10 protein-coding genes and 1 pseudogene are annotated in these 12,645 nt (G+C 68.0%); 3 read left to right on the forward strand and 8 right to left on the reverse strand.

Features of this window, described 5'->3' with window-relative positions; translation table 11 throughout:
* Positions 1-25 precede the first annotated feature (25 nt).
* Positions 26-283, reverse strand: a complete 258-nt coding sequence (locus ACFVDP_RS08015; RefSeq protein WP_383485092.1) for a hypothetical protein — start codon at positions 281-283, stop codon at positions 26-28.
* Between the two features lie 4 nt (positions 284-287).
* Between ACFVDP_RS08015 and ACFVDP_RS08020 the strand changes: the two are divergent.
* Both ACFVDP_RS08020 and ACFVDP_RS08025 read left to right on the forward strand, forming a co-directional pair.
* Positions 288-542: pseudogene (locus ACFVDP_RS08020) on the forward strand (hypothetical protein); the annotation flags it as partial.
* Between the two features lie 249 nt (positions 543-791).
* On the forward strand, positions 792-1,025 hold the full coding sequence (locus ACFVDP_RS08025; RefSeq protein ID WP_383485095.1) for a hypothetical protein: 234 nt from the start codon (positions 792-794) through the stop codon (positions 1,023-1,025).
* Between the two features lie 247 nt (positions 1,026-1,272).
* Here ACFVDP_RS08025 and ACFVDP_RS08030 read toward each other — a convergent pair whose 3' ends face one another.
* Both ACFVDP_RS08030 and ACFVDP_RS08035 read right to left on the reverse strand, forming a co-directional pair.
* A complete protein-coding gene (locus tag ACFVDP_RS08030) occupies positions 1,273-1,836 on the reverse strand; it encodes a dihydrofolate reductase family protein (protein WP_383485098.1) in 564 nt (187 codons plus the stop codon).
* Positions 1,837-2,136: 300 nt separating this feature from the next.
* Positions 2,137-2,574 carry a hypothetical protein gene (locus tag ACFVDP_RS08035; protein WP_383485101.1) on the reverse strand — a complete coding sequence of 146 codons (438 nt, stop codon included), beginning with the start codon at positions 2,572-2,574 and terminating at the stop codon, positions 2,137-2,139.
* Between the two features lie 171 nt (positions 2,575-2,745).
* Between ACFVDP_RS08035 and ACFVDP_RS08040 the strand changes: the two genes are divergently transcribed.
* Positions 2,746-2,979, forward strand: coding sequence for a hypothetical protein (locus tag ACFVDP_RS08040; protein WP_383485104.1), 234 nt, complete (start codon positions 2,746-2,748; stop codon positions 2,977-2,979).
* An 807-nt stretch (positions 2,980-3,786) separates the two neighbouring features.
* Here ACFVDP_RS08040 and ACFVDP_RS08045 read toward each other — a convergent pair.
* The 5 genes from ACFVDP_RS08045 to ACFVDP_RS08065 form a co-directional block, all read right to left on the reverse strand.
* A complete protein-coding gene (locus ACFVDP_RS08045) occupies positions 3,787-6,276 on the reverse strand; it encodes a glycoside hydrolase family 3 C-terminal domain-containing protein (protein WP_383485107.1) in 2,490 nt (829 codons plus the stop codon).
* Positions 6,277-6,575: 299 nt separating this feature from the next.
* Entirely contained in the window at positions 6,576-9,164 is a 2,589-nt protein-coding gene (locus ACFVDP_RS08050) for a family 78 glycoside hydrolase catalytic domain (RefSeq protein ID WP_383485110.1), read from the reverse strand.
* 59 nt (positions 9,165-9,223) lie between these two features.
* Complete coding sequence (locus ACFVDP_RS08055) at positions 9,224-10,138, reverse strand: carbohydrate ABC transporter permease (RefSeq protein WP_383485113.1); 915 nt, start codon at positions 10,136-10,138, stop codon at positions 9,224-9,226.
* A gap of 4 nt (positions 10,139-10,142) precedes the next feature.
* Complete coding sequence (locus ACFVDP_RS08060; RefSeq protein WP_383485116.1) at positions 10,143-11,027, reverse strand: carbohydrate ABC transporter permease; 885 nt, start codon at positions 11,025-11,027, stop codon at positions 10,143-10,145.
* Positions 11,028-11,109: 82 nt separating this feature from the next.
* Positions 11,110-12,423: an ABC transporter substrate-binding protein gene (locus tag ACFVDP_RS08065; RefSeq protein WP_383485120.1), complete on the reverse strand. Its 1,314-nt coding sequence runs from the start codon at positions 12,421-12,423 to the stop codon at positions 11,110-11,112.
* Between the last annotated feature and the right edge of the window lie 222 nt (positions 12,424-12,645).

The raw sequence follows: 12,645 nt of genomic DNA on the forward strand, positions 1-12,645 counted from the left end.
TGAGGCAACCGGGCGGACCACCGCTTCAGGCAGCCAGCAAGTCCTCGCAAGGCAAGCTCAGCTGGGGAGAATCAAGTCTCCTGGGGAGCACCTGAGGAGAATCGGCTACACAAGACCGCGCGGCGCTCGCGCTCGTACCCGCCTGCTCGTCGGACGACGGCGACTCCCCCTCGTCCAGCCCGTCGGCAAAGCCCAGTAAGGCCGAACCAGAATCGACTTCGTCTGCACCGTCAACCACGAAGGCGAAGGAGACCGACGACAAGACAGCCGTCTTCAAGGTCACGGGGGCAGCTTCATCGGGTGTCGACATCACCTACGGGTCTGACGGCACGAACCTCCAGGGTGGTTCTCTCCCGTGGACCAAGACCATGATGGTCAAGGATGACGCGATGTTCTATCAGGTGACGGCGCAGCTACAAGGCGGCGGGCACATCAAGTGCTCCGTGACCATCGGCGACCGCACAAAGACTGGCGAGGCACAGGGTGGCTACAACATCTGTAGCGCACAGCTGAACAGCAACTTCAGTGGTGGCTTCAACTGACGGGCCCTGCAAAACGAAAGGGCCCCATCGCGAACAGTGGGGCCCTCGTGTGCTACTTGTACCGCTTCCAGAAGTCGTCCCAACACTTCACGCGATCCGCCGACCTGCTGGGCAGCACAGCGCGGGCGAGCCGGGGTGGCAACGAGTCTGTCATCACCGGGCGTCGTCTTCCTCACAAAAGCTCGCCCTCCCAGAGGAGACCAGCTCGGCAAGTGCGCAACCCGCGAACTGTCCGCCATCATCGAGGGCGTGCACAAGAAGGGCTACGACATCTCCGGGGACGTGACGAAACGCCCCGCACGGCTATCCGACAGACCACCCCGTACGAACCTGCTGCGCCACCGTCCCCTGATCGCCGCGCGTCCCCTCGGCTGCAAGGAGTGGCTGCACACCCCCGAGGCGGTCGACCGGGTCCTCTCGGCCGCCGCCGACCTGGACGCCCTGCTGATGTGGCTGGTCCGCCACGCGAAGCGCACCGCCTGACATCGCAAGAGCCCCGCGCGTCACGGGAGGACCACACCCGTGCCGCCGACCCCGCGCTCAGAAGGAGATGCGCACCGCGCCGACTGGTCGCCCATCGCCCGGCAATCGTCCGATACCTCGGCCAGGGGGACGGCACAGCCGAAGACGGGCCCCGGAACGAAGGACCAAGAGAGCACATCCGACAGGCGTTTGGAACTGTAAGCGCGCAGCGGGGCGATACCCCCGTGCAGCGCTTCCGGGCGGGCACTCAGCGCCTCGTCTCGTACCTGGTCAGGATCACGCCGCCGGGAAGTGTCCGCGTCTGCACCAGGTTCAGGTTCACCCAGGTGTCCAGCACGGTGAAGAACGGCGTGCCGCCGCCCGTCAGGACCGGCGCGGTGGCCAGCACGTACTCGTCGATCAGCCCGGCCCTCATGGCCGCCCCTGCGAGCGTCGCACCCCCGATGTCCATCGGGCCGCCGTCCTCGGCTTTGAGTCGAGTGATCTCAGCGACCGCGTCGCCGGTGACCAGGCGGGTGTTCCAGTCGACCTTGTCGATCGTCGAGGAGAACACCACCTTCGACATGTCCCGCCATCGATGCGCGAACTCGATTTCCGCCGGGGTGGCGTCGGGCTGCCGGTCGCCGGTCGGCCAGTAGGAACTCATCGTCTGCCACAGCTTGCGCCCGTACAGCGTCAGGTCGGTCGCCTGCAACTGGTCGGACCAGAACTGGAACAGCTCCTCGCTTGGCACGCTCCAGCCGATGTCGTCGCCGGGCGCAGCGATGTAGCCGTCCAGGGTCAGGTTCATGCCGTAGATCAGTTTCCGCATGGCGCCAGCCTTCCGCGAGTCAGTTGCACAAGGACAGACAGGCGCGCCGCAGGAAACTCATCGGCCCGCGACCTGATCCCCAATGCGGACGGAAAATCGGCGCCAGCGGCGTGCGTGGGCAGCGCGCTCAGCGCGAGGGCCGCGGCAGCGAGGGGGCCCGCTGCTCTCAGCCACCGCAGCCGATGGGTGGATATTCATACAAACTTCCCCTTTTGCAGATGTGCCGGGTCTGGGGGCGCGGGGGCCGTGCGGGGCGCAGCGGGGCAGCGGTGCGCCCCGCACGCCAGATTGAGGCCGCCGTCAGGAGGCGGTCAGGTGCACGGCCAGCAGTCCGTAGGGCGGCACGGTCTGGGTGCCGGCGCTGCCGGAGGTGGCGTGCGTGATGGTGCTGGAGGTCAGGCCGTAGGTGTCCGTCTGGGTGCTGCTCTTGGGCGAGTAGCCGCTGTAGGACAGCGAGACGGTGCAGGGGTTGGTGTTGTCCTTGTTGATGAGCAGCAGGTCGAGGCCGCCGTTCTGCCGTTTGACGGCGTGGGCGCTGAGGGTGCTGCTGGAAGACGTGGCCCGCACCAGGGTGTCGCCCGCGGCGCAGATGCGGGAGAGCATCTGGATGCCGTAATAGCTGCGGAAGGGCGTGTGCGCGGCGGGTTCTCCGCTGCTGCCGTAGGAGATGAGACCTTCGTCGTTGTAGTCGGTGGCGCCGGTGGAGTCGGTGGAGGTGCCGCCGAAGCCGTTGTGCACGTTCCACCAGGTGACGTTCTTGACGCCGGCCTCGGCGAGCGTGAGATAGGTGTCGGCCGCCCACAGCGCCTGGGCTGGGTGTCACGGGGCGGTCCGCCGTTGAGCTCGGTGAAGAAGATCTCGGCGCCGGCCACGCCCCACTTGTCCAGGTCGGCACGGACCTTGGTGACGATGTCCGCGCCCGTCTGGGGCTTGGCCAGCATCTCGGCCTCGCTGGTCGACGAGGTGTACGGGTACCAGTGGATGACGACGAAGTCGGCCTTGGTGTTGACGATCGCGAGGACCACGTCGTTCCAGTCACCGGAGTCGCCCGAGCCGACGATTCCGTCGGGCCCGAAGGTCGGGGTGGTCAGCACCACGCCGACCTTGATCGACGGGTCGACCGCCTTCATGGCCGCGATGTAGTCCACGCAGGCGTTGGCGTAGGCGGCCGGGCTCTTGTCGGCGTGGGTGTCGTACTCCCAGTTGTAGGAGCCGCCGTAGTGGCCGTTGCCGAAGACCTCGTTGCCGATCTCCCAGTGCGTGATGCCGTGGCCCTTGGTGATGTTGGCGTACTTGACCCAGGCGGCGGCCTCCTGCGCGGTGCCGGAGCCGTAGTTGACGGTGATGATCGGCTTGGCCTGGGCGCTGTCGGCCATCGTCATGAAGTTGTCGAAGCCCGTGTTCGGGTCGATGTAGGCGCCGTTCTCGGCGGTGTGGGTCTGCCAGTGGTAGACGTCGGAGTGCGAACCGCCCGGGTAGCGCAGGTACTTCACGCCCGCGTCGTGCAGCAGGCCGGCAGTGGTGGCGTGGGGCAGCAACGCGTCGTAGATCGCGGTGTTGGCAGCCACGAGGGTGGCGGGCACCGTGGCGAGGGATGCGCTCGCGTTGACGGCGACGGTTGCCGTGGTCGCGGCGGCGCTGGCACCGCTGGCGGAGGCCAGGGCGGCCGGGAGTCCGGCGGCGGCGGTGACGCCCAACGCTGCGGACATCACGGTGCGACGGCTGGGGTGGTTCATGCGGATCTCCTTTGAGTACGCAAGACCGGGTGGCCCCGGATCTGGGGGTGCGTGCATCAGTGGGGCGCCGCCTGGAAAAGGCACGTGGCGCAGCCCTTCCCGCGGCGGCGGGATGGTGCTGGCCGATCCCTGCCCGGACGTCCCGGTCCGGGCAGGGGGCAGCGTGGGGGGCTGCCCGGGGTGTGCGTGGTCCCGAGCAGGCCTGCTGGAGGGGCTACTTGACGTCGATCGAGCCCGCGTAGCCGGCGTTGGCGACCGAGGTGCCGATGTAGACCGGGACCTTGCCGGTGGGGGTGGTCCAGCGGTTCTTGTCCTCGTCCCAGAAGGACACGAGCCGGCGGCTGATCTCGATCTTGGCGGTGGTGCGTTCGCCCGGCTTGAGGACGACACGGGCGAAGCCGGCGAGGACCCTGGCGGGGGTGTCGACCCGGGTGGGCAGGTGCCCGATGTAGACCTGGACGACGTCGGAGCCGGTGCGCTTGCCGGTGTTGCGCACCTCGACGCTGGCCTCTGCGGCGATGTCGCCGCGGCCGCGGCTGGTCACGCGGGCGTCGCGGTGGCTGAAGCTGGTGTAGGACAGGCCGTGGCCGAAGGGGAACAGCGGCTTGGCACGGTGCTTGTCGTACCACTTGTAGCCGACGTAGATGCCCTCGTCGTAGGTGATTCTGTCGTAGGCGCCGTCGTTCTTGCCGCCGGTGTAGGTGGAGGGTCCCTGCTTCTCGTCGGCGGGGAAGGTGACGGGCAGGCGGCCACCAGGTTCGGCGTCGCCGTAGAGGATGCCCGCGATGCTGGTGCCGGTGGCGGCGCCCTGGTACCAGGCCTGCAGCACGCTCTTGGCCTTGCCGAGCCAGGGCATGAGCATCGGGCCGGAGGTGTTCAGGACGACGATGGTGTTGGAGTTGGCCGCGGTGACGGCCTCGATGAGCTGGTCCTGGTCGCCGGGCAGCGAGAGGTTGTCGCGGTCGAACGCCTCACCGGTGTAGTTGTTCACGAAGACGACGGCGACGTCGGCCTTCTTGGCGGTGGCGACGGCGGCGGGGATGAGGGAGTCGGGCTGCCAGCACAGCTTCATGCTGGGGCCGTTGTAGCCGGCGTCCTTGGTGGTGTACTCGACGGTGATATCGACGGCCTTGCCGCCGGTGAGTTGGACGACACCGCCGATCGCGGACTCCTTGGGGCCGAAGAAGGAGTCCCAGATGAACCGGGAGTCGTCGAGGACGGTGACTCCGTCGACGACGATCTTGGCGGCGCCGGAGAGCAGGGTGGAGATGCGGACGAAGCCGGTGGTGGGCGGGGTGATCTTTCCGGTCCAGCGGGCCGACCACTTCGACGGCAGGTCGCCGACCGGGTTGCCCCAGCGGAAGTCGACGTTGGCGGTGGTCGTGGTGGCCACGGGGTCGCCGGACAGGTTCTCGCCGGCGAAGAACTCGGCCTTCAGGCCGGTCTTTCCGTCGGGCGTGGTGAACACGTCGCCCGGGATGACCGGCAGGGCCACGTCGCCGAGCGTGCCCTGGGAGAACAGCACCTTGGAGGCGCCGGCCTTGGCCTTGATGGCGTCCACCGCGGTGGTGAACTCGCCGGGGTCGACGTAGGAGGAACCCTCCACGCCGGTCATGGCGTCCGTGCCGGCCGGGCCGATGACCGCGATGGTCTTCTTCTTCGACAGCGGCAGCAGGCCGCCCTGGTTCTTCAGCAGGACGGTGCCCTGCTCACCGGTGATCCGGGCCAGGGCCTGGTGCGCATCAGAGGTGACGACGTCGGCAGGCTTGTCCGGCAGCGGGTTGTCGTAGGCGCCCGAGGCGAACAGCGCGAACAGGATGCGGCGGGCCGCCTCCGTGGTGCGCTCCTTGGGGATACGTCCGTCGGTGAAGGCGGCCTTGGGGGTGTCGGGGGTGAGCGCGGCGGAGTCGACGCCGGCGTTGATCTCCGCGACGCGGTCGCCCGAGGGGTAGAAGTCGGTGCCGAGGTAGCCCTTGAGGCCCAGATCGTTCTTCAGGGCGCTGATGGTGTGCGGGTTCTCGCAGGCGAACACGCCGTTGATACGCGGGTAGGAGCCCATGATCGACAGGGCGCCGCCGTCGCGGATCGTGTGCTCGAAGGCCGGGTAGTACAGCTCGCGCAGGGCCCGTTCGGACACCTTCACGTCGAGGGAGTTGCGGCCCTCCTCCTGGTTGTAGACGGTGAAGTGCTTGACCTGGGCGATGACGTCGTTGTTCTGGAAGCCCCTGGTGACCGCTGCGCCGATGAGCCCGTTGACCAGCGGGTCTTCGCCGTAGGACTCGGACTCGCGGCCGTTGTGGGGGTTGCGGTCGATGTCGACGGTCGGGCCGAGCAGGACGTTCCAGCCCTTGCCACGGGCCTCCGCGCCGACCGCGTAGCCGTACCTCTCGGCGAGGTCGGGGTCGAAGGTGGCGGCCAGGGCGTTGGGAGCGGGGAAGGCAGTGACGCCCGTGTCGCCGCGCAGGCCATCAGAGGCGTCGACGCGGGTCATCGCGGGAATGCCGAGGTGTTCCAGCGGCGTGGACTCGGCGGGCTCGACGGCGGTCACCAGCAGGACCTGCTCATCGAAGGTCATGGCCTTGAGCAGGGCGTCGGCGCGGCGGGCGGCGGACTTGTTCTTGTCGCGCCAGGGCTGGTTGCTCGGCGCGGCGGCCGGAGCCGCGCCTGTGGCGGCGGCAGCTGAGGTGGGGAAGCCGGCGGTCATGACCGCGGCTCCTCCCAGAGCGGCTACGGATGTGGCGACGGCTTCGCGTCGGGTCATTCCTCTGGGACGGGTCATGTCACGCTCTCCTTGCGGCGGGAGGGGTGCTGAGTCACGAGGTGGTGCGGGTGCTGGCCGCAGTCGTCGTCCGGTGCGGCCGGGTTCAGGTGTGGTGCGGTGGTGCGGGCGGTGCCGGTGCCGGGGTCAGGACGGTGCCGGCGCCGCCCGTGTTGTGCTCCTCTGGCCGTCTGCCGCATGTGCGGAAGGCAGGCCGGCGGGAGAAGTGCCTTGGGTGAAGCGGCTCAGGCGGCCCGGTGGCTCATGGCGCTGCTGTCGATGCGGTGCTCGCCCGGGCCCACGGTGACGGGCTGGCAGCCGGGCAGTTCGACGCGGCCCTCGCAGCCGTCGGGCACGGTGATCTGGGCGCTGATGCCGCTCGCGGTCTGCTCCCAGGCGATGGCAGCTGTGCCGTAGGGGGTTTCGTGGCGGGCCTTGGCCCACGTGATGCCCGCGCCGGGCCTGGGCCGGAAGGCGAGGGTGCGGTAGCCGGGTCGGGTGTGCTCCAGGCCGGCGACGGTGCGGTGCAGCCAGTCGGCGACGGCGCCGAGCGCGTAGTGGTTGAAGGAGGTCATGCCTCCGGGGTTGAGGGTGCCGTCGGGGCGCAGGCTGTCCCAGCGTTCCCAGATGGTGGTGGCGCCCATGGACACGGTGTAGAGCCAGGACGGGCATTCGGTCTGGGTGAGCAGCCGGTAGGCGACGTCCAGGTGTCCGGCGTCGGTCAGCGCGTCGCAGATCAGTGGGGTGCCGACGAAGCCGGTGGCCATGCGTGCGTCGTCGGCCAGGACCAGTTCGGCCAGCCGGTCGCCGGCGAACGTGCGCTGTGCGTCGGTGGCGAGCAGGTCGAACATCAGGGCGACACAGTAGGCGGTGGGGCTGTCGCTGGTCATGCGGCCCGAGGCAGCCACATAGCAGCCGCGGAACGCGGTGGCTACCTCGTCGGCCAGGCGGCCGTAGGTGTCGGCGACATCCTGGTATCCCAACTCCCGTGCCGAATAGGACAGATGGCGGGCGGAGTGGGCGAAGTAGGCGGTGGCGACGAGGTAGCGGTCGGTACGGGAGGCGCCGGGGTCGTCCGGCGGTGCGATGGGGTCGAGCCAGTCGCCGAGTTGGTCGCCGGTGTCCCAGATGCGGTCCTCGCCGGCCAGCCGCTCCAGCAGGTCCACCCAGGCGCGGCCCATGGGGAAGTGGCGGCGCAGCAGTTCCAGGTCGCCGAAGCGCTGGTAGAGCACCCACGGGGTGAGGGTGGCGACGTCGCCCCAGGCGGCGCCGGGCTGGATCGGGGTCCACTGAGGGCCGCCGGGAATGACCGGGACGTACCAGGGGACGGTGCCGTCGGGCAGTTGCTCGGCGGCAACATCGTCGAGCCAGGAGTCGAGCATGCCGGCACAGTCGTAGAGGAAGCCGGCGGTGGGAGCGAAGACCTGGATGTCGCCGGTCCAGCCGAGGCGTTCGTCGCGCTGGGGACAGTCGGTGGGCAGGTCGACGAAGTTGCCGCGCATGCTCCACACGACGTTCTCGTGCAGCCGGTTGACCTGGTCGTCGCTGCACTCGAACCAGCCGGTGCGCCGCATGTCGGTGTGGTACACGCGGGCGGTGACGCTGTCGGCGGTGACGTCTCCGTGCCAGCCGCTCACTTCGGCGTAGCGGAAGCCGTGCAGAGTGAAGCGGGGCTCCCAGGTGAGGGGGCCGTCGCCGTCGAGGGTGAGGACGTCGGTGGAGGTGGCGCCGCGCAGCGGGCGGGTGGCGAGTTCTCCGTCCTGGAGGACCTCGGCGTGGCGCAGGGTGACCGTGGTGCCCGCCGGTCCGTCCGCGGTGACGCGGAGGCGGCCGACGAGATTCTGTCCGAAGTCGAGGACGTAGCGGCCCTCCCCCTTGGGGGTGATCGACACGGGGGCTATCTCTTGGGTGCACCGCACCGGGGATGCCTTGGGCACGATGAGGGTGTGCGGATCCCGGTTGTGCACGGCGACGGGGCTCCAGCCGGTGTCCGCGTGCTGCGGAGTGGACCAGGCCGGATCGTGCAGGCGGGCGTCGTAGATCTCGCCCTCGTACAGGCCGGCGCTCATGATCGGGCCGAAGGCGGCCTGCCACTGCTGGTCGGTGGCGATGACCGTGGTGGTGCCGTCGGTGTGGGTGACTTCGAGCTGGGCGATGAGGGACTGGTCGGTGCCGTAGATGTTGCGGGTGCCGCCGTCGAAGCCGATGAGTCCGCGGTACCAGCCGTCGGCGAGGAAGGCGCCGATCGTGTTGGCGCCGTCGGCGAGGTGGTCGGTGACGTCGTAGGTGTAGTAGCGCAGCCGCTGGCTGTAGACGGTCCAGCCCGGGGAGAGGGTGTCGTCGCCGACACGGCGGCCGTTGATCTCGGCTTCGTACAGGCCGTGCGCGGTGATGTAGAGGCGGGCGTGCGCGACGGGCCTGGTCAGGTGGAAGTCGCGGCGGACCCGGGCCGGGCGGCGGTCGCCGTCGGGCTCTTCGGGCCAGGCGGCGCCGACGGGCTGGGCCAGCCAGTCGCCTGCGTCGAAGAGTGCCGCTTCGACGGGGACGGGCTGCGACCAGGCGGAGGGGGCGTCGCCGGTCGCCCAGGTGCGCACCCGAACGGTGACGCGTTCGCGGGAGGTCAGTGGCCGGCCGGGCCAGGGCACCACGGTCTGGTCGCTGCTGGTGATGCGGCCGGTGCGGGACACCGATCCGTCGCGGTCGAGTTCGACTTCGTAGGCGCTCTGGGTCTCACTGCCGGCGGGCAGTTGCCAGGACAGCCGCGGTTCTGGCGAGCCGATTCCGAGGCCGTCACGCAGATGCTCGAACGTGACGGGGGCAGGCTGAAGCGACACAGCGGAGGAACCTTCCATGAGGTGGGCGGGGACAACCAGCGGGGCTGTCGGGTTGGTTGTCAGCCCTTGACGGCGCCGGAGGTGAGGCCCTTCATCACCTTCTGGTTGAGGAAGAGGTAGATCACGAGGGTGCCGAAGACGTTGAGGCAGATGGCCGCGAAGAGGGGACCGTACTGGGTGGCGCCGAAGTCGCCGGTGAAGTTGAGCAGGCCGACCTGGATGGTGCGCAGGTCCTGGCTGTTGGTGAAGGTCAGTGCGATGAGCAGGTCGTTCCAGATGAAGAAGAACTGGACCAGGCCGACGGTGAGGATAGCGTTGCGGACCAGGGGGATGCTGATGGTCCAAAAGGCGCGCAGGATGCCGGCGCCGTCGATGGTCGCGGCCTCGAACAGCTCCCGGGGCACGGACTTGTAGTAGGTGGCCATCATGAACACAGTCAGTGGCAGGCCAGTGCCGGTGTAGGTGAGGATCAGCGGCCACAGGGTGCCGGACAGGCCGGTCTGGAAGTAGATGGTGAACAGCGGCAGGAGGATCATCTGCGCGGGCACCATCATGCCGGTGAGGAAGATCAGCAGGGTGAAGCTGCGGCCCTTCCACACCATGATCTGCAGGGCGAACCCGGCGGCGGTGCCGAGCAGGAGCATCAGAGCGAGGGCCGGCAGGACGGCCAGGAGGCTGTTCTGGATGTACAGGCCGATGTGGCCGGTGGTCCAGGCCTCGCTGTAGTTGCCCCATTCCCAGTGGGTGGGCAGGCTCCAGGTGGAGTTGTTGAGGTAGTCGCTGTTGGATTTCAGCGAGGTGAGGAACATCCAGACCAGCGGGTAGATCTCGATGATCAGCAGGAGCGCGACGATCACCTTCACCCACAGCCGGCCGCGACGGCGGCGCGGAGTGCGCAGGATGGGACGCTGGTGGGTGCCGCGGCCGCCGTTGCCCGTGGCCGCCGGGGTCTTGTGTGGCGTGTCGAGGGCCATGGGCTCAGTCCTTCGTGAGATCGCGCCGGGAGACGCGGAAGACGACCAGGGTCACCAGCAGGCACACCATGGTGAGCAGCAGGGCGATGGTGCTGCCGTAGCCGTAGTCGCTGTAGGTGAACGACGTCTGGAACATGTAGAGGGTCAGCGGTGAGGTGCTGTTGCCCGGGCCGCCGTTGGTGAGCGCCACGATGGAGTCGAAGACCTTCAGGGTGCCGTTGATGCTGAAGATCAGGGACGACATGAGGACCGGGAAGGACATCGGCAGCACGATGTGGCGGATCAGGCGCAGTCCGGAGGCGCCGTCCAGACGGGCCGATTCGAGAACCTCCTCGGGGATGTCGACGAGACCGGCGAAGAGCAGGACGGCGTAGAAGCCCATGGACCGCCAGATGTCCATGATGATCAGGACCCAGAAGGCGTGCCCGGAGCTGCCGAAGAAGTCGATGGAGTCGATCCCGACAGCGTTGAGCAGGGAGTTGACCGGGCCGTTCTGCGGGGCGACCTGGAAGAAGTTCTTGAAGAGCAGGCCGACGGCGACGGTGGGCAGCACGACGGGGAAGAACACCAGGGTGCGGATCAGCGCCGAGGCCTTCTTCAGGAAGAACACGTAGAGCAGGGCGAGCAGGTACCCGGCGACGACCTGGCCGACGGTGACGGTGACCGCGTACTTGGCGGTGAACCACAGGGCTTGGCGGACGTCCGGGTCGGTGAACAGGCGCTGGAAGTTGCCCAGGCCGTTGCCGGTGAACCCGTCGATCGGGTTGCCCTTGGTGAAGCTGTATCCCAGTGACCACAGCATCGGTACGAGCATGATCAGGGAGTAGACGAGGAGTGCGGGGCCGATCAGGATCAGCACGGCCCTGCGGTCACCGAGTACGCGGTGCATGAGTGGAGTCCACTTCGTCGAGGAGGCGTGGTGGTGGCGAGGGACGGTCCGTGCCGGGACCCGAACCGTCAGCGCTCGTGCCTCACTTGCTGTTCAGCGCGTCCTGAACGGTCTGCATGAACTGCTTCGCGCTCATGCTGCCGTTGACGAGGCTGGCCGCGTTGGTCTGGCTGACAGTGGTGGCCTTGGTGCTGAACAGCGCCTCGAACCACAGGACGTTCTGCTTCGAGTCGCCGATCGTCTTGCGGACCTTGGCGGTGACCTCGTTGGGGTCCTTGACCGGGGTGTTGGTCTTGAAGCCGGAGATCGAGCCCTGGTCCTTCAGCGCGGTGCTGCCGTAGTTCTTGGCGATGCAGGTGACCCAGTCGCCGACCTTGGAGTCGAATGTCTTCTTGCCGAGCGTCATGGCCAGGCCGACGTTAGAGGGGTACTGGTCGATGGAGCCCTTGCCACCTGTCACGGCGGGGAAGGGCATGAAGCCGATGTTGTCCGCGCCGACCGTGTTCTGCTTGGGGTCGGCGATATTGGTCAGCGCCCAGCTGCCCATGTAGAACATGGCGGACTTGCCGGTGAGGAACTGGTTGAAAGCCGTGTCGTAGTCGATCGAGCCGACGCCCTTGCCGAAGTAGCCCTCTCTGCCGAGGTCGGCGATCTCCTGGGCGGCCTTGACGTACTGCGGGTCGGTGAGCTTGGCCTTGCCGTCCTTGACGTCCTTGAGCGCGTCGGGGCCCAGACTGCGGTAGAGGTAGCCGCTGATGAGACGGGTCAGCGGCCACCCCTGCTGCCCGGAGGCGGCGAACGGCTGGATGCCCTTGGCCTCCAGCTTGGCCGATGCCGCGGTGAGTTCGTCCCAGGTGCCGGGCTCGTCGAGGCCGTTCTCGGTGAAGATCTTCTTGTTGTAGAAGATCCCCTCGATGTTGTACTCGTAGGGCAGGACCTCGACCTTGCCGTCGTACAGGGCCTTGATGGTGGAAAGGGCGGCGGGCTGGATCTGGTCCAGGACGCCGAGCTTCTTCAGCTCCGCCTCGATGTCGGCGATCTTGCCGGACTTGTAAAGCTGGTCGGTCAGCGCGGGGGCGTTGCCGGCGGCGAACTGGACCGGGAGCGCGCCCTGTCCGGCCAGCAGCTGGAGCTTCTGATCGAGACTGGTCTGGGGAACGGTCTCCACCTTCAGCGGCAGCGCCTTGTTGTCATCGGCACAACTCCCCTTGGACAGCGTGGTCAGCGCCGTCTTGACCGTCGTGTTCTCGGTGTTGGTGAGGTAGCTGAAGTCCTTGGGGGCAGAGGCCGAGCCTCCGCCCGTTCCCCCGCAGGCGGTGGCGAACACGGCAAGGGCGGCAGCGGCGCTCAGCCCAGCAAGGCGGGCCCGTCTGGCGGAGGTGAAGTCGGTGTTCACAGCATGCTCCCAGTCATCGTTGAAGCGGAGGACGCACGGCGAAGGGCCTGCGAAAGAAACCGGGGAGTCATTCTTTTGTGTAACGTTCTCCACGGCGAAGTGCGCACCACAGTGCACTCCGCCCTGGCCCTCGTCAAGACATTCCGCCGTAACATCCTGGAAAGGCCGCGCACACCTGGCGGATCGGGCACAACATCGTGTAGACCGTTGCATGAACCATGA

The sequence above is a fragment of the Streptomyces sp. NPDC057694 genome (assembly GCF_042799415.1).
Lineage (GTDB): Bacteria > Actinomycetota > Actinomycetes > Streptomycetales > Streptomycetaceae > Streptomyces.

Bases quoted from the DNA above. Each gene is read 5' to 3' on its own strand.
- ACFVDP_RS08055 (WP_383485113.1), bottom strand. From the start codon at position 10,138: ATGGCCCTCGACACGCCACACAAGACCCCGGCGGCCACGGGCAACGGC.
- ACFVDP_RS08060 (WP_383485116.1), bottom strand. From the start codon at position 11,027: ATGCACCGCGTACTCGGTGACCGCAGGGCCGTGCTGATCCTGATCGGC.
- ACFVDP_RS08030 (WP_383485098.1), bottom strand. From the start codon at position 1,836: ATGCGGAAACTGATCTACGGCATGAACCTGACCCTGGACGGCTACATC.
- ACFVDP_RS08040 (WP_383485104.1), top strand. From the start codon at position 2,746: ATGTCCGCGCCCGTCTGGGGCTTGGCCAGCATCTCGGCCTCGCTGGTC.
- ACFVDP_RS08045 (WP_383485107.1), bottom strand. From the start codon at position 6,276: ATGACCGCCGGCTTCCCCACCTCAGCTGCCGCCGCCACAGGCGCGGCT.